Below are 26,876 nucleotides of genomic sequence, written 5' to 3'. Positions count from 1 at the left end.
CTGGCGTTAGGCTAGCATGGAAATGTCTTAATCCCTAATTGTTAGACAGCTATGCCAATAAATTAGATGTGTTGATGGGGCCATCACGAAAAAAGGCGCCAAGAGGGCGCCTTGTGGCTTGGGAGGTGAGTTAACTGAGAAGCAAACTGTCGTCTGCCAGTGTCTCGCCGCGCACTTTATTGAACATCTCAAGCAGGTGCGGCACATCCATGTTTTTGCGCTCATCACCATGCACATCAAGCACAATGTTTCCTTGGTGTAGCATCACGGTGCGGTCGCCACAGGCAAGGGCATCTTTCATGGAGTGCGTGACCATCATCGCAGTAAGGCTAAACTCATTGACGATGGTTTTGGTCAAATCAATCACGAACGCAGCCATGCGGGGGTCGAGCGCGGCGGTGTGCTCATCCAGCAACAAGAGTTTGCTTTCAGACAAGGTCGCCATGACCAAACTGACCGCTTGGCGTTGGCCACCGGAGAGCAAACCAATACTGTCGCTCAACCTGTCTTCAAGGCCTAAACCTAAAATCGCGATCCTTTCTTGAAAGAGCTTGCGGCGTTTGTCACCGAGCGCACGTGTCCAACCACGCCCTTTACCGCGACGATAAGCCAGTGCAAGGTTTTCTTCAATGGTCAGCGAGGCACAGGTGCCTGCCAGCGGATCTTGAAACACGCGGGCAGCGAGGGTAGCGCGTTCATGAACGGCTTTCTTGGTCACATCGACGCCATCAATATTGACGCTTCCGCCAATCATTGGCGTCTCGCCCGTCACCGCTCCGAGCAGTGTTGATTTGCCTGCGCCATTAGAGCCGATAATGGTGACAAACTCTTTTTCTGGAATCGTCAGGCTTACGCCACGTAAGGCGCGATTTTCAAGCACAGTACCGGGATTAAAGGTTACTTGAATATTGGCTAATGAAATCATTCCGACACCTCTGCCTGCTTGGCGCGTTTTGATTTTTGATACTGCTGACGCATTTTCGGCGCGATAAGCGCGACGGCGACCAGTACGGCGGTAACCAGGTTGAGGTCCGAGGCTTGCAAGCCAAACATACCACTGGATAGCGCAAAGGCGACGGCAAGACGGTAGAGAATCGAACCGACAATAACGGCAACCACAGCCACCCACACTTTGCGGCCCGGTATCAGTGTTTGGCCTAAAATCACAGCGGCAAGGCCAACTACAATGGTGCCGACCCCCGAGGTAACATCGGCAAAACTATTGGTTTGTGCAAATAGCGCCCCAGCAAAGCCGACAAAGGCGTTGGATAAGGCTAAGCCAAAATAGGTATACATGGCGGTACTGCCGCCCTGCGCCTTAACCATTCGAGGGTTCACCCCAGTGGCGCGCAGGCCGAGACCAAAATCACTGGCGAGTAAGCGAATCACCAACAAACCACTGATAATCACCAAAACACCGACCACGAGCGGGCGCAGATAGACAGGTGCGATACCCAGCTGTTCGAATGGGGTAAGAATGGTTTCCTCACCCAACAAGGCGATATTCGGCCGACCCATAATACGAATATTGATCGAAAAAGCGGCAATCATCGTCAAAATGCTCGAGAGCAGATTGAGAATGCCGCACTTCACCGTCAAAAACGCAGTCACCAAGCCAGTGAGCCCACCGGCCAGAATAGCTACTGCGGTAGCAAACCAAGGGTTGTAGCCTGCGACGATAAGTGTGGCCGCCACCGCAGCGCCCATCGGGAAGCTGCCATCAACGGTAAGATCGGGAAAATCAAGCACCCGGAACGTCAGATAAACCCCTAAGGCGACCAAGCCATAGATAAGGCCTACTTCCAAGGTGCCAAAAAAAGCAATGGCAGTCATTCACTACTCCTAAGACTGATACTGACTAGTCTTGAATACGCGCGGCACGATCCAAAATTGTGTCGGGAACCGTGATGCCGAGTCGATTGGCTGCTGCACGATTAACGGCTAAGTCAGAGCCGAGCGCGACTTTGGCCGGCAGTGAAGACACGGGTTTCCCTTCCAGTATCGCGGCAACATAATCGGACGTTTGTACACCAACGGAGTAGTAATCAAAGCCGAGCGCCACCACGGCGCCGTTAGGGATATACGATGTTGACCCACCAATCACTGGGGTATCAGCAGAATTAGCCGCTGCGACAAGACCATCGATCGCGCTGGCAACGGTATTATCGGTTGGCGCATAAATCACATCCGCTTGGGTGGCCACAACTTGTGCAGCAGATTGAACATCTGCACTTTTTAGCGCTGTGCCTTCCACAACCTTAATGCCTTGAGCACTGGCAGCTTCACGGAGTAATTCGACTAAGGTGACGGCATTGGCTTCCCCTGGATTGTAAACCACCCCAATGGTGGTGAGCTCGGGGAGTAACTCTTTAGCCAATGCAACGTGTTGAGCGACCGGAGAGAGATCAGACAGACCAGTTACGTTGCCACTCGGAGCGTCCATATTCTTAACCAGCTTCGCTCCCACAGGATCGGTAACAGCGGTAAAAATAACTGGGATATCTTTGGTTGCTGCTGCCAGTGCTTGTGCGGAAGGTGTCGCAATCCCAACCAGCACATCAGGTTGTTCGCCAACATATTGACGAGCGATTTGAACAGCAATAGCCGGGTTACCTTGCGCTGTTTGATATTTAAAATCTAGATTTTCACCCGGCGTATATCCTTTGGCTTTTAACCCATCGAGTAAGCCGTTTCGCGCGGCATCAAGCGCAGGGTGCTCGACAATCTGGGAAACCGCAACCGTCGCGGTTTCTGCCAGTGCCGTCACAGAGACGCCAACAGACAGCGCGGCGGCGCAGGCCAGTGTGGCGATTTTAGGTGTTTTCATGGTGACTCCCTTCTTCTAATCATGCGTACCATGGATGGCGACCAAGGATGTTGGGTTGCGATGTTGTTTGTTAGTTAAAAAGTTGGTTTTGTTTTTATAGCAATTGAATTTATTTGCTTTTTATTCAAACTTAGTCGTTTTTTGCTGACGATGACAGCGTATGCCGACTAGTAAGTTGATATTATTAAGCTTGGCAGTAAGTAATGTCATCTCTTTTTTGCCGATTCACCTCGCTTAAAGATAGACGTTCACGCCATATTTGTTAATATTATGTTTGCTTTTGTGCTGCTGCTCGGCAAATGAGCAAAACAAACGATTATTAAAACCCGTTGAGTGCAAAAGCGTACGCTGTTTGAGGTCTTTTTTGAGGCTGAGAATCGTGTCACGACAGGGCGTTCACTGGCATTTATCCCTCGTCGATATAGGGTTTTAGACAACACGGCCGATTAGGTCGGTTTTTTTATGCAATATAGAAAAGTTAGGTAATCAATACTTGGAGGCTCAAGGATGAAGCGTTTGGTTGCGGCACTGGCGGTAGTTTCGCCGAGTGCGTTTGCCGCTACGACAGGACAAGGACTGGATTTAACCCAGAACTGGGTAGGCTATGCCTCTTTAGCCATTTTTGCGGTGGCTTACAGCTTGGTGATGCTAGAAGAAAAGCTTCACTTGCGAAAGTCAAAGCCCGTGCTATTAGCGGCGGGGTTAATCTGGTTGCTAATCGGATACGCGTACTCACAATGGGGAGACATGGCCCCCGCGCATGCAGCGCTTGAGCACAACCTCCTTGAGTATGCAGAGCTACTGCTATTCTTGCTGGTGGCGATGACCTATATTTCCGCGATGGAAGAAAGGCGCCTATTTGATGGCTTAAAAGCGTGGATTTTAAGCAAAGGCTATGATTTACGCACCTTATTCTGGATCACTGGGGTACTTTCCTTCTTTATCTCCCCCATTGCAGATAACCTCACAACGGCACTATTGATGTGTACGATTGTGCTAAAAATCGGCGGTGACAACCCTCGCTTTGTGAACCTCGCGTGTATCAATATTGTGGTTGCTGCGAACGCAGGGGGCGCCTTCAGTCCCTTTGGTGATATCACTACACTGATGGTTTGGCAGGCGGGCAAAGTGACCTTTACTGAGTTTGGTGCCTTGTTCATTCCATCTGTGGTCAACTATGTGATCCCCGCTTTTATTATGTCACTGTTCATCCCACGGACTCAGCCGGATGTGATGCAAGAGCACGTCGAGCTTAAACGTGGCGCGCGTCGTATTATGGTGTTGTTTTTACTCACCATTGCCACTGCGGTTGCGTTCCATGGCTTTATTCACTTCCCACCGGTGATGGGTATGATGATGGGCCTCGCGTATCTACAGTTCTTTGGCTTTTACTTGCGTCGTACCCTGCCGCGCTCATTGGCACGTAAGCGTGCGATTGCGGAAGCGAAGAATGACGAAGCGGCATTACGTCGCCTAGGCTCAGTGGTGCCTTTTGATGTGTTTCGTCGCATCTCGCACGCGGAGTGGGATACCTTGCTTTTCTTCTATGGGGTCGTGATGTGTGTCGGGGGACTCAGCTTGATTGGTTACCTCACCATGGTCTCAAACGTCATGTATCTGCAGTGGGATCCTATCTGGGCGAATAGCTTGGTTGGGGTGTTATCCGCGGTGGTCGATAATATTCCTGTGATGTTCGCAGTATTAACGATGAGCCCAGAAATGTCGCACGGAAACTGGTTGCTGGTGACATTAACGGCCGGTGTTGGCGGCAGCTTGCTCTCCTTGGGGTCAGCCGCAGGGGTGGCATTGATGGGACAAGCGCACGGCAAATACACCTTCTTTGGTCATTTGAAGTGGGCACCTGTCATTATGTTGGGGTATATCGCCTCTATCGCTGTGCATTTGGTGCTTAATAGCCACTACTTTCATATTCAGTAGCTGATAAGTTGGCACCATATAAAAACGCCGCTAGTCAATAGCGGCGTTTTGCTGTTTAGCGTAAGGGATTTTGCCGTGTAGTGAAGCAAAAGCCATCACGGCGTTAGACGACCATCGTGGGGCAGTGGGCGCGTCCAGCCACGCGATGTGACACACTGCCAAGGAACATGCCGTCTTTATCTGAATGTGTTCCGTGTGCCCCCATCACAATCAAATCTACCTCTTTGCTTTTGGCAAACTTAATGATGGTTTTAGAGGGGCGACCGCCTTTTACAAAACCACGTACATTTTCGCCGCCATTTTCAAGTGCATGTTGTTTGGCTTGCTCGACGATGTTACGCGCGTATTCGCTTAAGGTTTGATCTGGGATTTGTAATCGATCAGGGCGCACCATCGATAGCGATGCCTCAAACAAACTGTGATGCTTAAACACACACAAAAGATACAACTCTGCACCGGTGAGTTGTTGAATTTCTAGCGCTTTATCCAATGCGTTCAAGGCTGAAAAAGAGCCATCAACCGCAACGAGTATTCGTTTAAACATCCAGTTACTCCTGTTGTTAGGTTATCCAAACGCGATATCACGCAGGAATAACGCAATCTGAGGGAACATCACCAGCAGTGCGGCGGAGAGAAGCAGCATCGCAATAAAAGGGCCTGTCCCACGGATAACTTCCCAATAGGGTTTTTTGAAAATCGCAATCGCGGTAAAAATATCGCAGCCAAAGGGTGGTGTTGCTGAACCAATCGCGACTTGCAAGGTGATCACTATCCCCACATGTACAGGATCAAGACTAGTGGCTTCTATCGCAGGTGCAAATATAGGCGTTAACACCAAGATAACCACAATGGGGTCTACAAACATACAGGCGACGAAGAAAGCGATAGAAATTGAGGCAAGGACACCCATAGGGCCCATTTGGCTAATCCCGACAGCTTCTAGAATGGTTTGAGGGATTTGTGCAAATGAGATAATCCAAGAGAACCCATTACCGACCCCCACCAAAATGAAAACCACTGCAGTGATAAGGCCGGTTGAGCGCGCGATGGTAAAGACATCTCGACTGCTTAATGATCGGAATACTCCAAACTCCAAAATCATCGCATACAGCACACACACGGCAGCCGCCTCGGTGGGACTAAACACACCGCCATAAATCCCCCCCACAATAATTAATGGGAACATCAGTGGCCAAAGTGCTTTCCGGGTAGCCTGCATACGCTCTTTCCATGTGGCCTTTGGCTCAGTCGGCACTTTATTGACCGTCGCGTAATAGAGGCAGTACAAAGAGAAAAAGCACAGAATCATCAAACCAGGGCCAATCCCCGCGATGAATAGCTCGGCAATCGAGGTTTCGGAGATCACCCCATAGATGATCATCCCGATACTTGGCGGGATCAAAAAGGCGATGTCACTCGAGTTAATAATCAGCGCGAGTGAGAAAGAGTCGCTGTATCCGGCGCGCAATAATTTAGGACGTAAAGCTGAACCCACCGCGACCACGGTCGCTTGGGTGGAACCCGAAACGGCGCCGAACAGCGTACACGAGGTCGCCGTACTGATGGCTAAGCCGCCACGAATATGGCCGATAAACGTCATGACCATATCAATCAAGCGTGAAGCCGATTGACCACGAGTCATAATGTCTGCAGCAAGGATAAACATGGGTACAGCAATCAAAGACGCTGGGCGGATGCCGCCTAACACTTGTTGGATAAAGGTATCCATTTGACCGACGCCACCAAACATCATGTAAAAACCAGTTAAGGCGGCAGCCGTAAGGGGAATCATCATCGGAAAGCCAAGCACGAGCAAGACGATCATGATGAACATTAAAGTCAGGGCCATAAGAGTGCCTATTTAAACTTCACTTTCAGTCTCAGCGTAACCGTCAAGCACGCCGGCGGAGAGGTAAACATCTGGAGCGGTTAGATTTTTATAAACGGTTAGCCCGTATTGGATCCCTGTGATGACAAATCCAAGGGGAACCCAGATATAGATCCACCAAATTTCAAAACCGAGGGCGGGCAAAATACGGCCTCGGTCGTATACCGAAACGATGTATTGATAAGAAAAATATGCGAGAACCAGCATAATCAAACCAGTTACTAACGCGATAGTGATCATTAGGATCTTACGTCCCTTAAACGGCAGGGTATCGTAAAGGGCAGACATACGAATATGTCGACCATGACGAGCGGCATAGCCAATCCCCGCGAACGTGATCAGAATGATCAGAATGCGGTTTATCTCACCGGAAAAGAACAGCCCTTGACCAAAGCCAAAACGCGCCACAACGTTCACGCAGGTATTGAGCGCCATTAAGAGCACGCCTGCGGCGAGCATAAAAGACTCGATTTTGCAGATCAGGGTGTCCAATTTACCAAGAAGGCCGGGAAGCTCTGAGTGATAAGTGAGAGAGTCGGAATCGGTCATTACGTATTCCTCAAAATAAACAGGCACCGCAAGGCGCGGTGCCTGAACAACTGACAACTAGTTAGTAACGGCTTCGAGATCTTTCTTAAATTGATTAAGAAGGGCTTTGCCGCTTTCGCCGGTCATTTCATAGAAGGTTTCTTCAACCTGAGGTGCACGTGCTTTGAACTTAGCGATTTGCTCATCCGTCAGGCGTGTGACAGTCACGTCGTCACTCGACGCCTGAATTTTCTCCAATGACTTCTCAGCAAGGCCACGGATATGTTTCACCGTTTCATTGAAGGCATAATCAGCTGCGTCGCGGATCATGGCTTGATCGTCTTTCGACAACCCATCAAAGAAGTCTTTGTTTGCCATGGAGGCAGTGGTAAACCAACCGTGGTGTGTGAAGATCAGGTTCGGCGATACTTCGTACAAGCCGCCTGATTCAATCCAGAAAATCGGGTTTTCCTGGCCTTGGATCATATTGGTTTGGAGTGCGCCGTATACTTCACCCCATGGCAGTGGCGTTGGTGTCGCGCCAAAGGCTTCATAGGTTGATGAAAGCAATGGGTTAGTCATGACGCGGATCTTCTTACCTTTCAGATCGGCTGGCTCAGTCACAGGCTCGTCCGCCGTCATCACCATTTCGCCTTCAGGGTACATCTTGAGTAGCTCAAGGCCTTGCTCTTCATACAGTTTCGGGAAATCCTCATTCACTGCCTTGCTCTGACGGAAGAACTCAATCACGGTTTCCATGTTGGTTGGCATCAGATAAGGGATGAAGAAAATTTGTGCCTCTGGGATCAATGAGCCAGTAAAGCCCGGTGATTGGTTAACAAATTGAAGAATACCGGCTTGGGTTTGCTCCATGATGTCATCAGACTCACCCAGCTCGCCGAAGCGATAGATTTGCAAAGAGTGTTCAGAGTTATCTTCGATGTATTCCTTAAACTTGTGTGCATACACGTCTTGTACGTCACCTTCATACTCTTCGTGCGCATAGCGCCAAGTATCGGCGCTGGCTAGGGCTGAAAAGCCAAGCGCAGCAGCAACGCATGAAACCGCAGTCAATTGCTTAAGATGGCTATAAATGGACATCGTGTCCCTCCGATATGTGGTTTAGCTTTCACTCGTGGTTAACGAGAGTGTGATTAAGCTCTTTTTCTCACTTGACGAGTTGGCACTTTGTGCCTGTCTCTCCTATACCCGTGGAAGCATCTGCCGATTTTTTTGACCATCAGGCAGACTATTTCACCAGCTTAAACGTCAGAGCTGTAATTATTAAAGTCAGATGAATTTTGGCGTGTTTGCACTGTGACTGAGATCTTGTTTTTACACTACAAGAGAAAATTTCAGCGCAAAATCACAGCGAATAACCGAAGAAAACCAGATTTATTCAGAGATTTATGGTGGTGTGAGAGTAAGGCGGATACCGTGGCGGTAATTTTTCAAACAAAAAATATAGCCGCAATGCCAAATGAATAACTGCCGACAAGATTGATTTTTGAACGTAAATGATTTCAGCACTAATAAATTAGTGCTGTTTTTTTAGCTTGGTTTATGCACGTGATGTTGAGCCACTTCACGACGTAACAGGAGCCAGTTTTGCTAAACAATAAGTCGTGCATCATGTGCGAGATCCACAGCAATCAACTTGAACATTTCAGTGTGGCAGAGCGCCACGGATTTAAGGCAATTCTCGATATCTATCCCATCACCGAAGGCCATATCTTGATTTTGAGCCGCAGTCACGCCTCGCACCTTGAGCAACTCTGTGCGCAAGAACATACCGAGTTGTTTCAATTTGCGCATCAAATCGGCAAGCGGATGTTTGACGTGATGGATGATGTGAGTGATTACACCTTGGTGGTGAATAATGGCCGCGACGCTGGGCAACACATTCCTCATGTTCATATTCATATGATCCCGCGACGCAAAGGAGACAGTCTGCATTTTTACTGGCGACTGATGACGCGATTTATTAACCCATTGGGTGGTAAGAAACGTGTTCAGCAGTTAGCGGAGTGGCAACGAAGGTGGCGAATGCACGGTAAGCATATGGACGGCTCATAGAGGTAAAATTCAGTCCCCTTTAATGACTGGATTCGGTATAATCGCGGGCTTTTGTGGCAAATAGGGTGGCATCATGGCCAAGAAAGCAGCGGCGTTGCACATACTGGTGAAAGATAAAACGCAAGCGGCAACAATTCTCGCTCAGCTTAAACAAGGTGCGAACTTTCAAACGTTGGCGAAAAAATACTCGCAATGCCCATCGGGAAAACGCGGTGGTGATCTGGGCGAATTTCGTCGCGGCGATATGGCTCCCTCTTTCGACAAAGCGGTATTCAATGGCGAATTATTGCGTCCTCTTGGGCCAATAAAAACCAAATTTGGTTGGCATATTATTAAAGTGTTATATCGCAACTAATCCTTGTGCGTTAACCCTTGCGATAAGCGCTAGGTGACTGAAACTGTCATAAAAGTTAACGCATAGAAATTGATATTGCGCACATCGATTGCCCCAAGCCGCCACTGAGAAAGTGGTACAGTAAAATCATGCCTTGAATAATGTCCACCTTATGTTTGAACTTGATGCACCTACATTACTGATCACGCTCACAGCGATTCAATGGTTGCTTGCCGCGTTTTTGTTGGTGCAAAACCGTAAAGAGCCCGGGATTAATGGATGGGCGGTGTCTTTGTTTATCCATGGGTTTAGCAATCTTTTCTTATTTGCCCGACCACACCTTCACCCTTATCTGGGGATCGTCTTTTACAATGCGTGTGTGATGGTAGCCTTTTCTGGCAGCCATTGGGCGCTGGGGCAAGTCTTTGCCCGCGATATACCGCGTTGGCAGTTGGCGCTGCCCGTCGTGCTCTCGGTGGTATTGATGGCATCGCATCTTGATGATATCGGGAGCCGCGTGGTTTACGCCAGTTTAATTGTCAGTATGCAGCTTGCTTTGATGACGCGAACCATTGTGAGGAGTACAAACACCGGCGGTCAGCGTTTAAAGCGTTGGCTAATAATGGTAATGGGCGGATTCAGTGTGGCTTACATAGGCAGGGCGTCGTTTACACACTTCTATCCTGATCTGTTTACGCAGCTGCTTGGCACGTCACTGTTGCAAGCGGGACTGATTTTATCGGGCATCGCTTACAGCGTGATCAATACCCTGATTATCTTCTTGTATAAATTAGAGCGCGTTCACGAAAAGCTTCATCGTGAGGCGACCCGAGACAGTTTAACGGGGCTGTTAAATCGACGTGCGTTTTTGGCTAAAGCGAAACGGCGCGTTGAGACTGCCGCTTTCCCTCTCAGTGTATTGATGATCGACTTGGATGACTTTAAAACCATTAATGACTCATTTGGCCATTCTGTTGGTGATAAAGTATTGATTCAGTGTGCTGATGTGTTCGAACAAGTGATTGATGACCATGGTATTGTCGGACGCTTAGGAGGAGAAGAGTTTGCGGTCGTGCTACCTTACTGCGACGGTGCTCGTGCGCAGCAAATATCGGCCGAATTGCTCCGCGCCGTTCAAAACAGTCGCGCTGAACTTGAAATAAGGTTGTCAGGCAGCATAGGAGTGACGACGACTTCCGAGGCGATGGATATAGACGGTTTGTTGGCCCAAGCCGATGATGCGCTTTATCAGGCGAAGCATGATGGAAAAAATACCTTTAAAGTGTACGTCTCGGCACTGGAAAGCGTCCCTCATGACGCAGAACATATACCTAATATCGCTTGATATGAGTGTATCAAGGCTGTGTATAGGATTGACTTCGCCTGCTCGGTTTATTACTCTTCGTCGCTCATGTTGATATTCGACTCTCTATTATGGCTTATATCCTATTTAAGAACTTCGTAAGAAGGCTGGGCTTCGCGCAAATACACGATGAAGTGTTGCTCGGAGCTTAACATCAAATCTTCATCAGGTATTGTCATACGCCATCTGCGTAGGGTTCTCAGTATCTGATGTAAAGACGCGATAGAGAGTAAGGCCGGTGATGCTCCATCACCGGCCTTTTTGCATTCTAATCACAGCAGAATGCATTCATTTTAATGATGACGAAAGGCCGGTACTTGTTACCGGCCTTTTTTTATGGAAAAGAAACATGAGTTTATTAGTGATTGAAAACATCTGTTTTCAAATTGAGGAAAAAGTGTTGTACCAAGGTGCGAGCGTGGTGCTTCATCATGGTGAACATGTTGGCGTGACGGGTGCGAACGGTGTGGGGAAAAGTACCCTGTTGAAAATGCTACAAGGGGAGCTGCTGCCGGATAGTGGCGAGATTGTTTGGCAACCGAATATCCAAGTCGGTTATTTAGACCAGCATTTAACGATCGACCCAATACTGTCTATCTATGACTTTATGGCGTTGGCATATCGCGATCTTGTTGAGGTTGAGCGAGCGTTAAATGCTATCTACGCATCGATGTCGGCGGACACGTCAGACGCGGTGCTTGCCAAAGCGGCACGACTGCAAAGCCAATTAGAGGCACAAGATTTTTACCGTATCTCTCATCGTATTGAACAGGTAGCGGCTGGGCTTGGTATCGCCCCGTTGGGCATGCAAACTGCAATGGGTCAGTTGAGTGGCGGTCAACGGCATAAAGTGATGTTGGCAAAATTACTGCTTGAACAAGCCGAAGTGATGTTACTCGACGAGCCGACGAACTTCCTAGACGCTGAGCATGTTGCTTGGTTGGCAGACTTCCTTAATCACTATACGGGTACCTTTATGGTGGTGTCGCATGATGAGGCTTTCCTTGATTCGATCACGACGGCGATTGTTGATATCGACCAGAGCAAGATACGCAAATACAAAGGATCGTATCAGCAAGCGATGGCACAAAAGGCGCAGCAAAGTGAAACACAGCACAAACAATACGTCGCTCAGCAGAAAAAAATGGATAAGTTGGCCACGTATATTCGCAAGAACGGCGCAGGTGTGAATGCGCGTATTGCCAAAGGGCGCAAGAAACAGCTTGCGAAAATGGTGCCGATTGAAAAAAAACAGATGCGTGAGCCGGTAAGCTTTGCGTTCCAATACAAACCATTACGGTCGCAACATGTATTGGCCGCCAAGGGGTTGCAGATTGGCTATCGAACGCCGCTTTTGCCGCCGTTGTCACTTCAGATTCAACGGGGCGAAAAAGTCGCGATTATTGGCTTCAATGGCTTGGGCAAATCGACATTGTTAAAAACCTTATTGGGGGATCTCCCTGCACTACGGGGCCACATTGACACGGCAAACGGTATACAGTGGGGATATTTTGAGCAAGGCTTACAATGGCGCTTTCCGGAAAGCTCTCCGGTTCAGGCCGTTTGTGGAGTGGGTCAAATGCTTACAGATAAAACCGCGCGCCAGAAGCTGGCCGAATTTGGTCTTAGTGGTAACAAGGCGGTGCGGCCATTGCATACACTCAGTGGGGGTGAGCAAACCAAAGTAAAGCTTTGTTGTTTAGCCGTGATGGCAACCAATGTACTGGTGTTGGATGAGCCCACTACACATCTTGATGCCGATGCAAAAATGGCGTTGCAGCACGCCCTTAAAGCGTATGCAGGCACCGTAATTGTGGTTTCTCACGAGCCACAATTTATTGAGCATTGGCCGGATAAGGTGATCGATATGGCGAAGCTGGAGAAATGCAATGGCTAGTAAGTTTATATTGGCACTGCTCTTTTGTACTGCGTTTTTAGTCGGGGCTGATGAGTTGTTACTAGGCCCTATTCTTCAGCCTATCGGACACGATTTGGGCGTACCACCAGAGCGTGTCACGCTTTTTGTCACGGCGTATAGCGTTAGTATCGCAATTGTTGCGCCATATCTAGGGCGACTTTCAGACCGATACGGTCGAATGAGCATAATGAGACCCGCTTGTTTCCTGTTTGGGGTAGCGTCAATCTCCACTGGGCTAGTGAATCAGTTCGATATCGGCTTGGTAACACGAGTAATTACCGGATTAGCGAGCGCAGGGATGCTTCCCATCGCCTTTGCTATTGCAGGGGATCAACCTCATGATCGAGCGATGAAGCATATTGCCTTTGTGCAAGCAGGGTTAACATTAGGAATGATCACGAGTCCCGCTATTGGTGCTTTATTGACGGACTTGATTTCGTGGCGGTTCGCATTCATTGCGTTGGGTGTTATGGCTTTGGTGCTTGGATGTCTGCTTTGTACACATCGTCATAGCCATTATGCAAGACGTAAGAGTACCCCAGAACCGTTGGGTTTTGTGCATCTTCTGCAAGTACCTGGAACGCTTGGTGCGTTAGTCGCGATGGGAGTTGGCTTGGGAGGAGGTATTGGCGTATTCAACTTACTGGGACAACGTTTACGTGACGCGACTGAATTGGATATTGCTTGGGTCGGAGTGACATATGCTGGCCTAGGTATTGTGAGTGTTATTGGTAATTTACTCATGTCCAGAGTTGTTAGACGCTTGGGTAATGGACGTGTATCTATGCGTGCTGCACTTGTGGTGTGTTTGCTCAGTAGTGTCTGGGTGTTTTCTCTGCCTGCTGCCAATATTGTGCTGTTCATCCCTGTATTGATTTGTTGGTCGCTAGCTGGTGGCGTAGGCTCTCCAGCGTTGCAAAGTTATATCGCTGAGCTATCGGTTCAACATCGGGGTGCTCTGATGGCTATGGGCATGAGTATGATGCATTTAGGTGTGGCTATTTGGTCCGGCCTCGCAGGGTTGGCTTATACATATGGTTCGAGTTGGGTGGCACTGTTGTCTACCTGCCTATTTTTAACTGCAATCGTGGCATTGCGCCCTGTGTTTAAATAGCTCTTTAAAATGTGGCAACGTGAGGCTGGTACTACACCAGTCTCACTGTCTACCTTTTTGCTATTTATGGGTAAATTTGTATTTTTTGCCAAAAAAGGCTAAATTTGGCGGGGTTGGTTAACAAGGATGAATAATGGCGACAGAAAGCAAGGCACCCATTGCGGTTATCAGTGGCGATCTGGTGGATTCAACCGCCTTAAATCGAGATGAGTATGAGCGAGTACTGGCGCAAATCAAAACCATACAAGCCCATATTTCACAAGCGCATTGCGCCAATCAGCACAGCATTATACGCGGTGATGAGTTTCAATCTGTGATCCATGATGTAGCGAACGCGCTTCACTATGTCGTGATGTATCGTGTCGCCATCAAAGCACTGGGAAAACCGTTTGATTGTCGCATCAGCTTTGCGATTGCCGAGCAAGCGGATTTGCGTGAGGCGGTGTCAGAGTCAATGGGACAAGCGTTTGTACTATCTGGCCGCGGCTTAAAAGCAATGAAAAACCAGCGGCTGGCCTTTTTTTGCGCCAATGCCGATCTTGAAGACAGATTTGCGTTGTTGATCCGTTATCTTGACCGGCAACTCAGCGATGCGACATCTCGTCAATGCGAAATGATGCTGCCTTTATTACAGCGCGATCAACCACTTGCGTATGGTGAGTTAGCGGCCGCACTTGGAGTCGCGAATGCAACCGTGAGTAAGTCCCTTAAAGCGGCGGGCTGGGGGCTTATCGAGGCATTGTTGGCCGAGTTTCAGCAAGCTGTGGGGGCGCAAGTATGATGGCCTTCCTTTCTTTGCTGGTTCCCTTGTTACTGACCCATCTTATTTATGATTTCTATCTACAGCCTGCGAATTGGTGGGCGAAATCGACACCACGCGCGCGAATACTGGATTGGGTGGTTGCACCGCTCCTCTACGGTTTATGTTTACTGGTGCCTGCGGTGTTTTGGACCCAGCACGTTTCGCCGCTATTGGGTGTATTGCTGGTTGGCATGGTGACCAAGTGTGTGGTGGCAGTGCTTGATGGCCAACTCGTCGCGCAGTCATCACTGGCCCGTTTCACGGTGAGCCAAGGCATACAGCTTTTGGTATTAGGGCTAATTGCACTGAGTTTTGTGGCGCAGCCACCTTGGGTTGGGCTGACCGAGATGCCTCTGTTTAGCGAGATCGTCGTGATTGGCACGGGCTATTTATTGATCTTAAAGCCGACATCAGTATTGATTGGTCATGTGTTACAGCGCTTTACGGTCACGTTGGACTCACCCTCTGATCATCAACACGATTATCATGGTCTCGTGGCTGCGGGGGCGTTGATTGGCTATTTAGAGCGTATTCTGATCCTGACCTTTACCTTGCTTGGCAGCTATACCGCTGTCGGTTTTGTGCTGGCAGCCAAGTCGATTTTCCGCTTTGGTGAGCTGACGCGTTCTGCCGATCGCAGCCTAACCGAATACGTTTTAATTGGTTCGTTATTGTCGGTAGTGATCACGACATTAGTGGGCGTTGTGATCACACAAAGCCTCACTTTGTTATGATTAGCCTTTTATAGCTAAAAGATAAGAATTAGCTGTTTTAGGCTTATAATATGGACTGGTAGTAAGAAACGATGCGTCAGTCAATCGTTTGGCGAACGATAAAAAGAATATTGTTTATTGGAACTTGCTTAATACCCTCAGGTCAGTAATAGGATGCTTGCTTGTTAAATTACTGTTATGGCTAAATAAACCTGAAGGAAAAGTATGTCCCGACACATTTTACTCACCGGAGCACTGGCGGTGTCTTTGCTCTCAGGGTGCAGTTTTCAAGGAGAGTCACACGTGAAAGCTTCCAGCCCAGGCGAACTGAGTGCGCCTGTCGCGAAAAAAATCCCTCATGAAATGACCATTCACGGCGACACGCGCGTGGATAACTACTATTGGATGCGTGATGATGCACGCCAAGATCCTGACGTGATCGCCCATCTTAATCAAGAAAACGCCTATGCCGATCAGGTGCTCGCGCACACTGAGCCAATGCAGGCCAAGCTATTCGATGAAATCAAGGGGCGTATCGTCAAGGACGATGCCTCGGTCCCGGTTAAAAAGGGCAGTTATTTCTATTCCAGTGAAGTGGAAGGTGATAATGAGTACCGCACTTACGTGCGTGCGAAAGACTTTGCCGGCACCGACAAAACGGTAATTTTGGATGTCAATGCGCTCGCGAAAGGGCATGAGTTTTACAGCATTGGCCAACTCAGTGTCAGTCCAAACGAAAACCTATTAGCCTATGGGGAAGATACCCTCAGCCGCCGCGTTTATACCATTCAAGTCAAAGACCTCACCACCGGTGAGTACCTCGATGATAAGATTGAAGGCGCCTCGAGCAGTATTGTGTGGCAGAACGATAACCAAGCCTTCTACTACATCAAAAAAGACCCGCAAACCTTGCTGGGGTATCAGGTGTATCGCCACCGTTTGGGCACCCCGCAATCCACTGATGCGTTAATTTACGAAGAAACGGATACCAGCTACTACACCGGCTTGAGCAAAAGCAAAGACGGTGAGCAAATCTTTATTTGGCACTCTAGCACTGAAACCAGCGGCGTATCGCTCGTGGATGCCAATGATCCGAATGCCACCGCCCAAGCGTTTTATCCACGAGAAACTGGCATCGAATATGAAGTGGCGAAGCGTGGCGAGTGGTATTACATCTATACCAACTACCAAGCAGTCAACTTCCGCTTGATGAAGGTACACCAAAGCGAGCGTGACGATCGCAGCCAATGGCAAGATGTAATCGCACCAAACGATAAGGTGCAGTTGGTTGATTTTACGCTATTTGATAACCACTTGGTCTACGAGCAGCGCGAAAATGGCTTGCCGCGTACCACGGTGCGTAACCTCACCACTGGGGAGGAATATCAGCTTAGGTTTAATGACTCGGCCTATGCGTCTTACCTGACCGGTAATGCGGAAATGGACAATTCTTCGGTGCGTGTGTATTACACCAGCTTAACCACACCGGGCACGTATTATGAGTTTGACTTGGCGTCGGGCGAGCGTGAAATGCTCAAACAAAACCAAGTGCTGGGCGATTTCAACCCGGACAACTACCAATCCGAGCGGTTGATGATCACCGCACGCGATGGCGCGCAAGTGCCTGTGTCTTTGGTGTACCGTAAAGATCGCTTCAAAAAAGATGGCACCAACCCGCTCTATCAATACGGCTATGGCTCCTACGGCGCGACCATGGATCCCATGTTCTCTACCACGCGTTTAAGCCTGCTAGATCGCGGTTTTGTCTTTGCTATTGCCCATATTCGTGGCTCTGAAATGCTAGGGCGCCCTTGGTATGACGATGGTAAAAAGCTTACCAAAAAGAATACCTTTAACGACTTTATTGATGTGACCAAAGCGCTGACTGCGCAAGGCTATGGCGATAAAGATAAGGTGTTTGCCGTCGGCGGCTCAGCAGGTGGCTTGTTAATGGGAGCGATCATCAACCAAGCACCAGAGTTGTATCTAGGAGTGGCCGCGCATGTGCCGTTTGTCGATATCGTCACCACCATGTTGGATGAGTCGATTCCACTGACCACCAACGAGTATGACGAGTGGGGCAACCCGAATGACAAAACCTATTATGAATACATGCTCAGCTATTCACCATACGACAACGTCACCGCGCAAGATTACCCCAACTTGTTGGTCACCACAGGCCTGCATGACTCACAAGTGCAGTACTTTGAGCCAATGAAATGGGTCGCGAAACTACGTGAGTTCAAAACCGACAACCATACGTTGGTGTTTAAAACCGACATGGAAGCCGGCCACGGCGGCGCATCGGGGCGCTTTAAGCGGATTAAAGAAGATGCATTAGAGTATGCCTTCTTCTTCGATTTGCTCGACAAGCAGGGTAACTAAGTTGACGACTAAACGTTGAAGATCGAAAAAAGCGCCGTTATCGGCGCTTTTTTATACGGGTAGAGACGCGATAAGCACGCTCACTGCAGGTAAAAAGTGGTCAGGTTTACTGATTGTTCTCCGCATCTTCACGCTTGATCACTTTGTGGCCTTCTTCGGTCACGCCATTTTTCCAATAGCTGCTGATGTAGATAAACTCACGCTCAACATCACGGTCATTGCGGAAATATTGGCGCAGTGCGCGCATACTTTCAAATTCACAGGCACACCACACGGACACTTGCCCCGCTAACCAAGGCTGTGCTTTTACCGTTTCGGCCAATGTCGGTGTGGTTAGCCAAATAATCTCCATGCCAGCGGGAGCGTCGAGTGGTTGGGCATCTTCCTCGGCATCGAGCTGAACCACCGCATAACCTTTGGCATCGCGAGGCAAGGTTTTGATCTTGGCTGATAGCGCGGGTAATGCAGTCATGTCGGCCGCCATAAAGAACCAATCCGCGTCGCGATTAATTGGCGCAATCGTTCCTGGGCCGGCAATATTAATGGTATCACCTACTTGGGCATTCAGTGCCCAACGCGCGGCAAAGCCACAATCGGCTTGCTCGATTTGATGGCGAACCATATCCACTTCAATTTGCTGCTGGTCAGGCATAAAACGGCGAATGGTGTAGGTACGCATCACAGGGCGCTCGCCCTCTGCTAATCCGCTCAGATCTGTGCTTCCCGCTTTATCAAATAGCAACTTGATATAGCCGCCTTCACACTCCGTTGGGAAGTCCGCGAAAGCGTCGCTTTGTAAGGTTAAGCGTTGCATATTGGGTGTGACGGTTTGGGTATCAATAACGTGAGTGAGGTGATAGTTCGGCTGTTTCATATTATCTAACTTAAAATCATTATCATTTACAATTAATCATACCATTCGGATGCGGGATGTGTAAGTGCTTTACATTGTTTTACGCTTCTACGCTAGGCAATACTCCGAGAAGTGAGTAAGATAGAGACGCATTATTATTACTAAAAAACAATCACATGGAGCAAAAATGAAGAAAGTCATACTCACGGGCGCGATGGCGGTGCTGCTGTCGTTGAACGTCTCGGCCTCTGAGCTCAAGCCGATCATGAAAGAAATGAAAATGACCTTTAAAGAGGCGGCGAGCGCACAAAGTATCGAAGCCATGCAAGCCCCGGTTGCGAAATTAGAAACCCTGATCGCGCAAGCTAAAGCGGGTAGCTATCCACCGGAAAAAGCAGAGACCTTCATGGAAGGGTTCGATAAGCTGGCGGTGACAGTAGAGGAAATTGATGCCGCGCTGAGCGAAGGTGACCTCGATAAGGCCCAACAAGGTTTGCGCCAAATTGATGCCTTGCGTGAAGAGTACCACGATAAACGCAACCCAAGCATTTGGCAGCGTTTGTTCGGTTAATCGCGCAATCAGTTAACGTGACGATAGCGAGTGCACGATGGCGACTCAAAAAACGATTTTGCGTTATCCCTCGCTGTCGGTGGCGTCTGCATTTGAGAAAGAGCAGGCGCTGATCCAACGAGTAGAGCAGGGCGAACTCAACGAGGCATTACTGCTTTGGCAGCCAGATGCGCAAACCTTGGTACTGCCGGCGGGCCAAAAATGGCCACAAACGCCTGAGTTGCGCCGCGCTCTATCAGCGTTAGGTTGGCACGTGCAGAGCCGCCGAACAGGCGGGGCACCGGTGCCGCAATTGCCAGGGGTGATTAACGTGTCTTATCTGACGGTGTGGCCCGCTAACACGCCTTATCATATCCAGACGGCTTACCAGTATTTTTGCACGATTTTACAGTCTTTTTTCCATCAGTTAGGCATTGCAACGACGGTAGGCGACACGCCCGGTTCGTATTGTGATGGTGACTACAACCTCAATATTTCCGGCAAAAAAGTGGTGGGAACCGCCCAGCGTATTCTGCATTTAGGCACGGGAGCAGGCTCAGCCAAACAAACCGTAATGCTGGCGCAAGCGTGTCTGCTGATTGATGCGGATTGCCAACATATTGTTGCCCCTGTATCGCTGTGTAATCAGCTTTGTGGTCACCCTGATCGCATTGAGGCTAAGGTGCATACTCCATTAGCCGCGCACCTAGATGAACTGCCGGCAACCGAACAGCTGTTTCAGTTGCTAACTCAAGCGTTTATAGCAAGGCCGCCACTCGTGGTGGGCAAGGCTTGAGGCCGACGCTCAATATAGTATGCTTTAGCACAATCATGCGTAAAACAAATCCCAAGGAGTGAGGAATGCGCGTCCATCTTGTTATTCACGAGGCGTTTGAAGGCCCAGGTGCCATTTTAGATTGGTGTGACGAGCGTGCCTATCATGTGACCACCAGTCATTTGTATCGGGGCGAGCCGTTGCCAGAAAGTGGTGAAGGCATTGATCTGCTGGTGGTACTCGGCGGGCCGCAAAGTCCAGATACGCCACAATCTGAATGCCCGCATTTTGATAGCCAGCGCGAGCAAGCGCTGATTAAGCAGTGTATCGAACAAGGCAGTGCGGTATTAGGCATTTGCCTTGGGGCGCAACTTATTGGTGAAGCCTTGGGCGCACCGTATCAGAAAAGTCCTGAGCCCGAGATTGGCTACTTCCCCATCCAGTTAAGCGAAGATGGCCATATCGACGAGCACATTCCACACTTCGCGCCGCAAGAAATTGTGGGTCATTGGCACAATGATATGCCGGGGCTGACACCAAATAGTCGTGTATTGGCAAGCAGCGAAGGCTGTCCGCGACAGATCGTGAAGTACGGACCACGGGTGTATGGCTTTCAATGTCATCTTGAATTGACGCCGCTGGCGGTTGAAGGCTTACTGCACGCCGCCTATCCAGAGGGTGAGGCCGCTAACAAGCGCTTTATTCAAGACCCTGCCTCCATTCGCGCCTTTGATACGGCACCGATGAATGCGCACTTGTTTGCCTTTCTCGATAGCGTGCTAACTGACAACGATCTCGTCACTGAGTGGCTGTTTTAAGTGACTGGGTTAGGAGCACGGTAACCGCCACTGTGCTCCACCTACTAAGCGCCATTGTTGGAGCGTCATCGTCTGAGCGCCATCTACTGCGCGTTAGTGCAACATGCCTTCACACACGGCGGTGACATCATCATCCAATAAACTCAACTCGATGGCTATCTTCATCGCTGCCATCACATCACTTACCGGCATGCTCGGGGCGCGGTGTTTGCACGCTTGTGCTGGGCTGTAGGGAATATGAATAAAGCCGGCGCGTACCTCGGTGTGATGAGCCAGCGCATGCATCAAGCCATAGAACACGTGATTACACACAAAGGTGCCCGCGGTGTAAGAAACACTGGCTGGATGATGCGCTTCGTTTAATGCGTTCACTAAACGGTTGAGCGGCAAGGTAGAGAAATAGGCATTGGGCCCAGATGACACCACCGGCGTACCATGCGGCTGCTTACCGGCGTTGTCGGGAATAGGCGCGTCCTGATAATTGATCGCTACCTTCTCCAAGCTTATCTCAGCGCGACCACCGGCTTGGCCAAGAGCAATCACCATCACCGGACTGAGCGATTCTAGCGCGCTGTGTAACGTTGGTAAGCTTTCATCAAAGGTGCAGGGCAGGCGCACAGCTTTAACGATGCACTCCTCATTAGGCTGCCAGCCTTCTAATGCTTTTGCCACTTGCCAAGACGGGTTGTCACTCTCGCCGCCGAACGGTTCAAATCCAGTGATCAATATCGTGTGCATCCAATGCCTCGCGTAAAAAAGCGGTAGAGCTTTACTCTACCGCAGGTTTACAAGCCAATCACGCACTGGTTGCGTTATTCAAACAGATAAAGATAATCCTCATAACCCGCCTCGGCCATTTTATCGACCGGCACAAAGCGCATCGCGGCTGAGTTCATGCAATAGCGCAAGCCGGTGGGGGCGGGACCATCCTCAAACACATGGCCAAGGTGCGAATCGGCGACCTTGCTGCGGACCTCGGTGCGCGTGTAGAACAGGGAGTTATCCGGCTTGGTAACCACATACTGCTCATTAATGGGCTGTGTGAAGCTCGGCCAGCCGGTACCGGATTTGTACTTATGAGTGGAGGAGAACAGCGGCTCGCCCGAAACGATATCCACATAAATCCCCGCTTGCTTGTTGTCCCAATATCGATTGCGGAATGCGGGTTCGGTACCGTCTTCTTGCGTGACTTCGTATTCAATGTCTGACAACATCGCGCGGATTTTCTCATCCGAGGGGCGCGAGTAGCGGGTGTTCGTTGCTGTCATCTCTTCCGCTTTTTGCCCATCAATCATCTCACGCAAGGTGACGGGGTTGTCTTTGCGATCGTCACCAAAAATCTCGTCCAGATACTGGTCACGCCCTGAGGCATAGCGGTAGTAGCTATAGCGAATGCTGTGGTTTTTGTAGTAATCCTGATGATAGCTTTCTGCTGGCCAGAATTTCTCGAACGGGATCAGCTCGGTTTTCAGCGGCTTTTTGAACACGCCTAACGCTTCAATTTCCGCCATAAAATCCGCGGCAATTTGCTTTTGTGTTTCAGAGCGATAAAAGATCGCGGGACGATATTGCGGGCCACGGTCAACGAACGAGCCTTGGTCATCGGTGGGGTCGATATGACGGAAAAACTGATCGAGCACCTGTTCGTAATCCACGACGTTAGGGTCATAGGTGACATCAATCACCTCAATGTGGCCACTGGTGCCGGACGAGACCTCTTTATAGGTGGGATTTTCAAGCTCACCGCCTGAGTAGCCAGACACCACATCAATCACGCCGTTGAGCTTTTCAAGATCAGATTCTGTACACCAAAAGCAGCCGCCAGCAAGGGTCGCTTTTTGGTAGCCTTGCGATGTGGTGGCAGTGTCTTTCACCGCCGCATAACTTGCTATCGATAGCAAACTGAACGCTGTGAACGCGATAACTCGCCACATTGATTTGTGCTGTTTCATGATCGCCTCGTTATTAGGGTTGGTGAGGATCAAGACCTGCGCATCAAGCAGAAACTTTCATCCACTCCCACTTTTCTGTTGTTACAGATAACGTAGCGCAGAAAAGCCCTTAGCGATCACCTACCAAAGCAGCTGACCCAATATAGGCGCAAGCAGCACAGTGACCATGCCCGCAATCATCATTACCACACTCGACACCACCCCTTCGGCATGGCCTATCTGATAGGCTTTAGCGGTGCCCGCTCCGTGTGCCGACGCCCCTAAACTTGCGCCGCGACCTAAGCGCGAGCGAATCGCAATCACGGTCAGAATACTTTCACCAATCGCCATGCCAATCACCCCAGTGAGAACCACAAACAGCGCAGTGAGATCGCTTTGCCCGCCAATTGCTTTGGTGGCTTCTACAGCAAAAGGGGTGGTGATTGAGCGCATCGCCAAACTGCGTTGCAGCAGCTCAGACAGCTCAAACACCCGCGCTAGCACCACGGTACTGGTAATGGCGACCAGCACAGACACTGTGACGCCTATCGATAGCGACAACCAATGGCGGCGGATGAGCGCGCGGTTATCATACACGGGGATCGCAAACGCCACAGTCGCTGGGCCCAGCAGCCACAGCAGCCAGTACGATTGCGCCATGTAGTCTTGATACGGGATATTAAACCCAACCACCACTGCCACAATCAGCAAGGGCGCGAGCAGCAATGGCATTACCAGAATTGAAGGATGACGGCGATACAGCCATTTGCTCATGTAATAAAAGCCAAGGGTCATCAAAAAGCAGGTAACGCTTAATAACGAGGCGTGAAGCCAAGCAGGTAAAGACATCATGGCTTAGCACTCCGGTTTTAGATCAGGATGATGCGTGTGATGATGATTACTGCGGCGGCGCGCCATTTTAACCTCAAAACGATACACTTTATCGACCACCCAAGCGGTTGACGCAATCACCATCGCGGTACTTAAAATCAGTACAACCATGATCTTACCGCCTTCTTGCAGCAATAAATCTTGGTAATTGACCACCGCCACTACCGCCGGCACAAAAAACAGCAACATCTCCGCTAACAGCCACGCTGCCCCGCGACGTAACCAATCGGCACGGACAATTTTCAACATTAATGCACCTAACAACAGCAACATACCGGTGAGGTTGGCCGGTAGTGGAATAGCACAGGTTGTGACCAACCAATCAGACAAGAACCAAATGCCTGCTAAGACAAAGACTTGCAGTAAGGTAAGTAAGGCGTTTTTAATCAATTGCATCGAAAGCGTGCCAAGAATCTGTGAGATTGCTCATAGTTTACGTCTTGGCAGAGAGTGAATAAAGTGACTTTTTTTTATTTAAACTATGCCAAAATGGCATGGTTAACAGACAGCTTTTAAGGGTCGTTTATGGATATTCGTGCGTTGCGCTATTTTATTGCCTTAGTGGAAAAGCAGAGCTTTACTGCCGCATCGGCGTCGTTGCATGTGACGCAACCGACAATCAGTAAAATGGTGCGTAATCTTGAGCAAGATGTGGGTCAGCCGTTGTTGCACCGAGAGGGAAGGCGATTTTGGTTAACCGATGCTGGTGAGGTGGTGTATCAGCGTGCGCAGAGCATTATTGCCGAGTTCGAGCAGCTAAATACCGAGCTCGACGATCTCAACCAACTGGCGCGCGGGCAGCTTAGATTGGGGATGCCGCCGATGATAGGGCCGCTGTATGCCAACGTGTTGCGTGAGTACCGACAACGCTACCCAAATGTGGCGCTCAGTATTGTCGAATACGGTGGACGGCGCACTGAACAAGCCCTGATCAATGGTGAGATTGATGTGGCAATCACCATGCTCACCGACACCCAGCCTGAGTGCTTGCAAAGCTTACCCTTACAAACTCACCCCATTTATGCAGTGYTGCCTAACCAAGCCGCGTGGCGCGAGCAAAAAAGCCTGACATGGCAGGCAGTCAAAGACGAGCCGTTTTATCTGTATAGCGCTGAATTTACCTTAAGCGACCGGATTATTGCCCGCTGTGAAGAGCACGGTTATCAGCCCACCATTGCCGCGCGTAGCAGTCAGTGGGATTTTTTAGCCGCCTTGGTGAAAAGTGGTGCAGGGGTGGCGTTCTTACCCGCGCCCTTATGCCAACGCCTCAGCGCCAGCTTGGAAGACAGTGAGTTATTGCTGGTGAAACCGATAAGCCCAGCGATTGAATGGCAACTCGGCTTAGTCTGGCACGGCGAGCGCTATGTCTCACGCACCGCCGAAGCTTGGATGCAGTTGTGTCAGTCGACAGAGGTGCATCGATAGACGCAGCGTTTTGATCTACAACGCCTCGTAGTGCGCAATATAGTGGTGATCTTAAATTCGATGCTTAGAGACGACGTGATGTGGGATGAAAAACTCGCCAAAATTTAGTGATTGAAGACATATTTGATTGTTATACAACGCAATTCACACTAAATTGCCAGTTGCACACTTGAATTACTTTACCTTATCCCTAAAACTGAACAGATTAGTTGGGCTGTTCTGTATATTATTTGTCATTCCTTGCAAGCCAAGCACTAAATGATCTAGCATTCGCTGTAGAACAAYATTGTTGAACAGAACATACGGCCTTTGGCGACTCCTCCCACCATAGGGGATGTGACGACCCAGAGGCTTTTTCGTTTCATGAGGTGTCTTTATCTTCTTAAGTTGCACTGTCACCAACTCCTTGAAGATAGAGTTTATATTATCACATACCTTTACGAGATAGCTCTAATCAAAGAAAAAATAATCCGTGAACTCCAGATGTTAAAAGAAAGGATGCCAACAATTTTATATTCTTCGTTCTCAGTGCTCAGGAAGAAATAACATTTCATTAAATTACTTTTTCCGACTAACGTAAATAGCAAGTGATAAGACAACTAGGCTCAATGTCGTAAGCACCTGCCCGTATGCTAGGGCTTGATCTAATAAACATGTACTAGGGTCTACATTGGATATTGTTGAACGACTAATCGATACCAGAACTGCGTTACTTATTGAGGTCATGTTAAAGAAATAATATACGACACCATAGTTAACAATATTTTCAATGTAACTGCTTAACGCAAGTTGGATACGATTATACTTTGTTAGGGCTGATGAAGTTTTCTCCTCTCCCTTGATAACATCTTTGCTAAAGGCATACACTATTTCAATACTTCTAGATAGAGTGCGAAAGATAACAAACCAAGTAATTACCACTTTAAAACTTTCATAGTCTCTAAAAACTTCTGTCATAGATAAAGATGCTATCGCAACTAATATGACAGAAGATGTCCACAAGTTGTACAGGTTGGCTTTCTGTATAAACTTCGCTCTAGCGATCTTCTCTTGTTTAACACGAAATACTCTGCTTCTATATCTAATACTGTCTTTGAAAACTTGTGACAAAAAGTAACCATGAGAGACAAATATCCATAACAAATTATATTTAATATGGACATTTCTATTGTCTAGCTTACCTAAAGTTGAAATCGAACAGTACTTAACCAAATAATCTAATGCAAACGATAATAGAAATCCATATAGAGCAATTTCAAACTCTAAATCTTCTAGGGAGTTTGGATGATTAAATACAGACAATAGTAAACAAATAGCCAATATGCTAATTGAAAATTTCACTCATTCTCCTAAAGTAATTTAACGCTTGACTAACAGGTAATATTAAATAATCTAAAATCAATCAAGTCGATGAGATTATTTGATTTTTAATAGTTCATCGACTTATTATATATCGGTGACTATTTGAGTTTTTAACTCATCTGTTAGGTCTGCATACTCATATAGTTCATCTTTATCTTGATGTGATAACCACAAAATGAATGAGCGATCGACTACTTTAAGTCTTGTAGTATTTGCATCAAACTCAAAAACTATGGGCTGTATTCTACTTTTTACTTGCAGATCTACTGATTTTCTTAAAGCTTGTACTAGTTTCTTTTGGCTCACATTTGATTTTTGAGGGTGCTTTGACACAATTGTTCGCCTGATTGCAGCTGCTGCAAACCCCTTCTCTAAAACACTGATC

General features: G+C 48.7%; 27 protein-coding genes. 13 read left to right on the top strand and 14 right to left on the bottom strand.

Translation table 11 applies throughout. From position 1 onward, the window contains the following. Positions 1–130 precede the first annotated feature (130 nt). The 3 genes from BZJ19_RS14665 to BZJ19_RS14655 are packed head-to-tail and all read right to left on the bottom strand — an operon-like array spanning position 131 to position 2,827. On the bottom strand, positions 131–925 hold the full coding sequence (locus tag BZJ19_RS14665) for an ABC transporter ATP-binding protein (protein ID WP_077676189.1): 795 nt from the start codon (positions 923–925) through the stop codon (positions 131–133). After that, positions 922–1,833 carry an ABC transporter permease gene (locus BZJ19_RS14660; RefSeq protein WP_077676188.1) on the bottom strand — a complete coding sequence of 304 codons (912 nt, stop codon included), beginning with the start codon at positions 1,831–1,833 and terminating at the stop codon, positions 922–924. The genes BZJ19_RS14665 and BZJ19_RS14660 overlap by 4 nt, the downstream gene beginning before the upstream one ends. Positions 1,834–1,858: 25 nt before the next feature. Beyond that, the gene (locus tag BZJ19_RS14655; RefSeq protein ID WP_077676187.1) at positions 1,859–2,827 is read right to left on the bottom strand and encodes an ABC transporter substrate binding protein; all 969 of its coding nucleotides are present in this window, start codon (positions 2,825–2,827) and stop codon (positions 1,859–1,861) included. A 507-nt stretch (positions 2,828–3,334) separates the two neighbouring features. On the opposite strand from BZJ19_RS14655, the gene nhaD reads away from it, so the two are divergent. Next, entirely contained in the window at positions 3,335–4,765 is a 1,431-nt protein-coding gene (gene nhaD / locus BZJ19_RS14650; protein WP_077676186.1) for a sodium:proton antiporter NhaD, read from the top strand. Between the two features lie 103 nt (positions 4,766–4,868). On the opposite strand, the gene BZJ19_RS14645 is transcribed toward nhaD, so the two are convergent. From BZJ19_RS14645 to BZJ19_RS14630, 4 genes are read right to left on the bottom strand one after another with little or no spacing between them, the layout of a single operon-like run. Further along, the gene (locus BZJ19_RS14645) at positions 4,869–5,309 is read right to left on the bottom strand and encodes a universal stress protein (RefSeq protein WP_077457664.1); all 441 of its coding nucleotides are present in this window, start codon (positions 5,307–5,309) and stop codon (positions 4,869–4,871) included. Between the two features lie 21 nt (positions 5,310–5,330). Continuing rightward, positions 5,331–6,614: a TRAP transporter large permease gene (locus tag BZJ19_RS14640; RefSeq protein WP_069588401.1), complete on the bottom strand. Its 1,284-nt coding sequence runs from the start codon at positions 6,612–6,614 to the stop codon at positions 5,331–5,333. 12 nt (positions 6,615–6,626) lie between these two features. Next, positions 6,627–7,202, bottom strand: a complete 576-nt coding sequence (locus BZJ19_RS14635; RefSeq protein WP_069588399.1) for a TRAP transporter small permease — start codon at positions 7,200–7,202, stop codon at positions 6,627–6,629. A 57-nt stretch (positions 7,203–7,259) separates the two neighbouring features. Then, the gene (locus BZJ19_RS14630) at positions 7,260–8,282 is read right to left on the bottom strand and encodes a TRAP transporter substrate-binding protein (RefSeq protein WP_069588397.1); all 1,023 of its coding nucleotides are present in this window, start codon (positions 8,280–8,282) and stop codon (positions 7,260–7,262) included. Between the two features lie 507 nt (positions 8,283–8,789). On the opposite strand from BZJ19_RS14630, the gene BZJ19_RS14625 reads away from it, so the two are divergent. The 8 genes from BZJ19_RS14625 (at position 8,790) to BZJ19_RS14590 (ending at position 17,886) form a co-directional block, all read left to right on the top strand. Then, positions 8,790–9,257: an HIT family protein gene (locus BZJ19_RS14625; RefSeq protein ID WP_102136145.1), complete on the top strand. Its 468-nt coding sequence runs from the start codon at positions 8,790–8,792 to the stop codon at positions 9,255–9,257. Between the two features lie 73 nt (positions 9,258–9,330). Then, positions 9,331–9,612 (top strand): peptidylprolyl isomerase PpiC, encoded by a 282-nt coding sequence (gene ppiC / locus BZJ19_RS14620; RefSeq protein WP_077676184.1) that lies wholly within the window; start codon positions 9,331–9,333, stop codon positions 9,610–9,612. 151 nt (positions 9,613–9,763) lie between these two features. Continuing rightward, positions 9,764–10,936 (top strand): GGDEF domain-containing protein, encoded by a 1,173-nt coding sequence (locus BZJ19_RS14615; protein ID WP_077676183.1) that lies wholly within the window; start codon positions 9,764–9,766, stop codon positions 10,934–10,936. Between the two features lie 367 nt (positions 10,937–11,303). Further along, a complete protein-coding gene (locus tag BZJ19_RS14610; RefSeq protein ID WP_077676182.1) occupies positions 11,304–12,851 on the top strand; it encodes an ABC-F family ATP-binding cassette domain-containing protein in 1,548 nt (515 codons plus the stop codon). Beyond that, entirely contained in the window at positions 12,844–13,986 is a 1,143-nt protein-coding gene (locus tag BZJ19_RS14605) for an MFS transporter (RefSeq protein WP_077676181.1), read from the top strand. The genes BZJ19_RS14610 and BZJ19_RS14605 overlap by 8 nt, the downstream gene beginning before the upstream one ends. Positions 13,987–14,119: 133 nt before the next feature. Then, complete coding sequence (locus tag BZJ19_RS14600) at positions 14,120–14,767, top strand: hypothetical protein (RefSeq protein ID WP_077676180.1); 648 nt, start codon at positions 14,120–14,122, stop codon at positions 14,765–14,767. Further along, complete coding sequence (locus BZJ19_RS14595) at positions 14,764–15,522, top strand: DUF3307 domain-containing protein (protein ID WP_077676179.1); 759 nt, start codon at positions 14,764–14,766, stop codon at positions 15,520–15,522. The genes BZJ19_RS14600 and BZJ19_RS14595 overlap by 4 nt, the downstream gene beginning before the upstream one ends. 204 nt (positions 15,523–15,726) lie before the next feature. Continuing rightward, positions 15,727–17,886: a S9 family peptidase gene (locus BZJ19_RS14590; protein WP_077676178.1), complete on the top strand. Its 2,160-nt coding sequence runs from the start codon at positions 15,727–15,729 to the stop codon at positions 17,884–17,886. 106 nt (positions 17,887–17,992) lie between these two features. On the opposite strand, the gene BZJ19_RS14585 is transcribed toward BZJ19_RS14590, so the two are convergent. After that, positions 17,993–18,760: a siderophore-interacting protein gene (locus tag BZJ19_RS14585; protein ID WP_077676177.1), complete on the bottom strand. Its 768-nt coding sequence runs from the start codon at positions 18,758–18,760 to the stop codon at positions 17,993–17,995. A gap of 166 nt (positions 18,761–18,926) precedes the next feature. Between BZJ19_RS14585 and BZJ19_RS14580 the strand changes: the two genes are divergently transcribed. From BZJ19_RS14580 to BZJ19_RS14570, 3 genes are all read left to right on the top strand, one after another. Continuing rightward, on the top strand, positions 18,927–19,310 hold the full coding sequence (locus BZJ19_RS14580; protein ID WP_069589925.1) for a cytochrome b562: 384 nt from the start codon (positions 18,927–18,929) through the stop codon (positions 19,308–19,310). 37 nt (positions 19,311–19,347) lie between these two features. Beyond that, the gene (locus BZJ19_RS14575) at positions 19,348–20,085 is read left to right on the top strand and encodes a lipoate--protein ligase family protein (protein ID WP_077676176.1); all 738 of its coding nucleotides are present in this window, start codon (positions 19,348–19,350) and stop codon (positions 20,083–20,085) included. Between the two features lie 65 nt (positions 20,086–20,150). Continuing rightward, positions 20,151–20,882: a glutamine amidotransferase-related protein gene (locus tag BZJ19_RS14570; protein ID WP_046075948.1), complete on the top strand. Its 732-nt coding sequence runs from the start codon at positions 20,151–20,153 to the stop codon at positions 20,880–20,882. Positions 20,883–20,975: 93 nt separating this feature from the next. Here BZJ19_RS14570 and pcp read toward each other — a convergent pair whose 3' ends face one another. From pcp to BZJ19_RS14550, 4 genes are all read right to left on the bottom strand, one after another. Continuing rightward, complete coding sequence (pcp, locus tag BZJ19_RS14565; protein WP_077676175.1) at positions 20,976–21,620, bottom strand: pyroglutamyl-peptidase I; 645 nt, start codon at positions 21,618–21,620, stop codon at positions 20,976–20,978. Between the two features lie 74 nt (positions 21,621–21,694). Continuing rightward, positions 21,695–22,834 (bottom strand): peptide-methionine (R)-S-oxide reductase MsrB, encoded by a 1,140-nt coding sequence (msrB, locus tag BZJ19_RS14560; protein ID WP_077676174.1) that lies wholly within the window; start codon positions 22,832–22,834, stop codon positions 21,695–21,697. Positions 22,835–22,954: 120 nt separating this feature from the next. Next, complete coding sequence (locus BZJ19_RS14555; RefSeq protein ID WP_077579365.1) at positions 22,955–23,662, bottom strand: LrgB family protein; 708 nt, start codon at positions 23,660–23,662, stop codon at positions 22,955–22,957. A 6-nt stretch (positions 23,663–23,668) separates the two neighbouring features. After that, positions 23,669–24,100, bottom strand: a complete 432-nt coding sequence (locus tag BZJ19_RS14550) for a CidA/LrgA family protein (RefSeq protein WP_077676173.1) — start codon at positions 24,098–24,100, stop codon at positions 23,669–23,671. A 129-nt stretch (positions 24,101–24,229) separates the two neighbouring features. Between BZJ19_RS14550 and BZJ19_RS14545 the strand changes: the two genes are divergently transcribed. Then, the gene (locus tag BZJ19_RS14545) at positions 24,230–25,129 is read left to right on the top strand and encodes a LysR family transcriptional regulator (protein WP_077676172.1); all 900 of its coding nucleotides are present in this window, start codon (positions 24,230–24,232) and stop codon (positions 25,127–25,129) included. Positions 25,130–25,687: 558 nt separating this feature from the next. Here BZJ19_RS14545 and BZJ19_RS14535 read toward each other — a convergent pair. Further along, the gene (locus BZJ19_RS14535) at positions 25,688–26,470 is read right to left on the bottom strand and encodes a hypothetical protein (protein WP_077676170.1); all 783 of its coding nucleotides are present in this window, start codon (positions 26,468–26,470) and stop codon (positions 25,688–25,690) included. Positions 26,471–26,575: 105 nt separating this feature from the next. Then, positions 26,576–26,876: hypothetical protein (locus BZJ19_RS17140; RefSeq protein ID WP_201249201.1), on the bottom strand; the 301-nt coding region annotated here is incomplete at its 5' end.

The sequence above is a fragment of the Salinivibrio proteolyticus genome, assembly GCF_001996165.1.
In the GTDB taxonomy this organism is placed as follows: Bacteria; Pseudomonadota; Gammaproteobacteria; order Enterobacterales; family Vibrionaceae; genus Salinivibrio; species Salinivibrio proteolyticus.
The sequence above is the reverse complement of the archived record's forward strand: the minus strand, read 5'-3'. Positions and strand labels throughout refer to the sequence as shown.

What these genes read in the sequence shown, in the direction of transcription:
- BZJ19_RS14665 (WP_077676189.1), bottom strand. Translation starts at nt 925, where the DNA reads ATGATTTCATTAGCCAATATTCAAGTAACCTTTAATCCCGGTACTGTG.
- BZJ19_RS14655 (WP_077676187.1), bottom strand. Translation starts at nt 2,827, where the DNA reads ATGAAAACACCTAAAATCGCCACACTGGCCTGCGCCGCCGCGCTGTCT.
- BZJ19_RS14585 (WP_077676177.1), bottom strand. Translation starts at nt 18,760, where the DNA reads ATGAAACAGCCGAACTATCACCTCACTCACGTTATTGATACCCAAACC.
- BZJ19_RS14600 (WP_077676180.1), top strand. Translation starts at nt 14,120, where the DNA reads ATGGCGACAGAAAGCAAGGCACCCATTGCGGTTATCAGTGGCGATCTG.
- BZJ19_RS14555 (WP_077579365.1), bottom strand. Translation starts at nt 23,662, where the DNA reads ATGTCTTTACCTGCTTGGCTTCACGCCTCGTTATTAAGCGTTACCTGC.
- BZJ19_RS14660 (WP_077676188.1), bottom strand. Translation starts at nt 1,833, where the DNA reads ATGACTGCCATTGCTTTTTTTGGCACCTTGGAAGTAGGCCTTATCTAT.
- msrB (WP_077676174.1), bottom strand. Translation starts at nt 22,834, where the DNA reads ATGAAACAGCACAAATCAATGTGGCGAGTTATCGCGTTCACAGCGTTC.
- pcp (WP_077676175.1), bottom strand. Translation starts at nt 21,620, where the DNA reads ATGCACACGATATTGATCACTGGATTTGAACCGTTCGGCGGCGAGAGT.
- BZJ19_RS14580 (WP_069589925.1), top strand. Translation starts at nt 18,927, where the DNA reads ATGAAGAAAGTCATACTCACGGGCGCGATGGCGGTGCTGCTGTCGTTG.
- ppiC (WP_077676184.1), top strand. Translation starts at nt 9,331, where the DNA reads ATGGCCAAGAAAGCAGCGGCGTTGCACATACTGGTGAAAGATAAAACG.
- BZJ19_RS14630 (WP_069588397.1), bottom strand. Translation starts at nt 8,282, where the DNA reads ATGTCCATTTATAGCCATCTTAAGCAATTGACTGCGGTTTCATGCGTT.
- BZJ19_RS14550 (WP_077676173.1), bottom strand. Translation starts at nt 24,100, where the DNA reads ATGCAATTGATTAAAAACGCCTTACTTACCTTACTGCAAGTCTTTGTC.
- BZJ19_RS14605 (WP_077676181.1), top strand. Translation starts at nt 12,844, where the DNA reads ATGGCTAGTAAGTTTATATTGGCACTGCTCTTTTGTACTGCGTTTTTA.
- BZJ19_RS14635 (WP_069588399.1), bottom strand. Translation starts at nt 7,202, where the DNA reads ATGACCGATTCCGACTCTCTCACTTATCACTCAGAGCTTCCCGGCCTT.
- BZJ19_RS14575 (WP_077676176.1), top strand. Translation starts at nt 19,348, where the DNA reads ATGGCGACTCAAAAAACGATTTTGCGTTATCCCTCGCTGTCGGTGGCG.
- BZJ19_RS14610 (WP_077676182.1), top strand. Translation starts at nt 11,304, where the DNA reads ATGAGTTTATTAGTGATTGAAAACATCTGTTTTCAAATTGAGGAAAAA.
- BZJ19_RS14645 (WP_077457664.1), bottom strand. Translation starts at nt 5,309, where the DNA reads ATGTTTAAACGAATACTCGTTGCGGTTGATGGCTCTTTTTCAGCCTTG.
- BZJ19_RS14570 (WP_046075948.1), top strand. Translation starts at nt 20,151, where the DNA reads ATGCGCGTCCATCTTGTTATTCACGAGGCGTTTGAAGGCCCAGGTGCC.
- BZJ19_RS14595 (WP_077676179.1), top strand. Translation starts at nt 14,764, where the DNA reads ATGATGGCCTTCCTTTCTTTGCTGGTTCCCTTGTTACTGACCCATCTT.
- nhaD (WP_077676186.1), top strand. Translation starts at nt 3,335, where the DNA reads ATGAAGCGTTTGGTTGCGGCACTGGCGGTAGTTTCGCCGAGTGCGTTT.
- BZJ19_RS14615 (WP_077676183.1), top strand. Translation starts at nt 9,764, where the DNA reads ATGTTTGAACTTGATGCACCTACATTACTGATCACGCTCACAGCGATT.
- BZJ19_RS14590 (WP_077676178.1), top strand. Translation starts at nt 15,727, where the DNA reads ATGTCCCGACACATTTTACTCACCGGAGCACTGGCGGTGTCTTTGCTC.
- BZJ19_RS14640 (WP_069588401.1), bottom strand. Translation starts at nt 6,614, where the DNA reads ATGGCCCTGACTTTAATGTTCATCATGATCGTCTTGCTCGTGCTTGGC.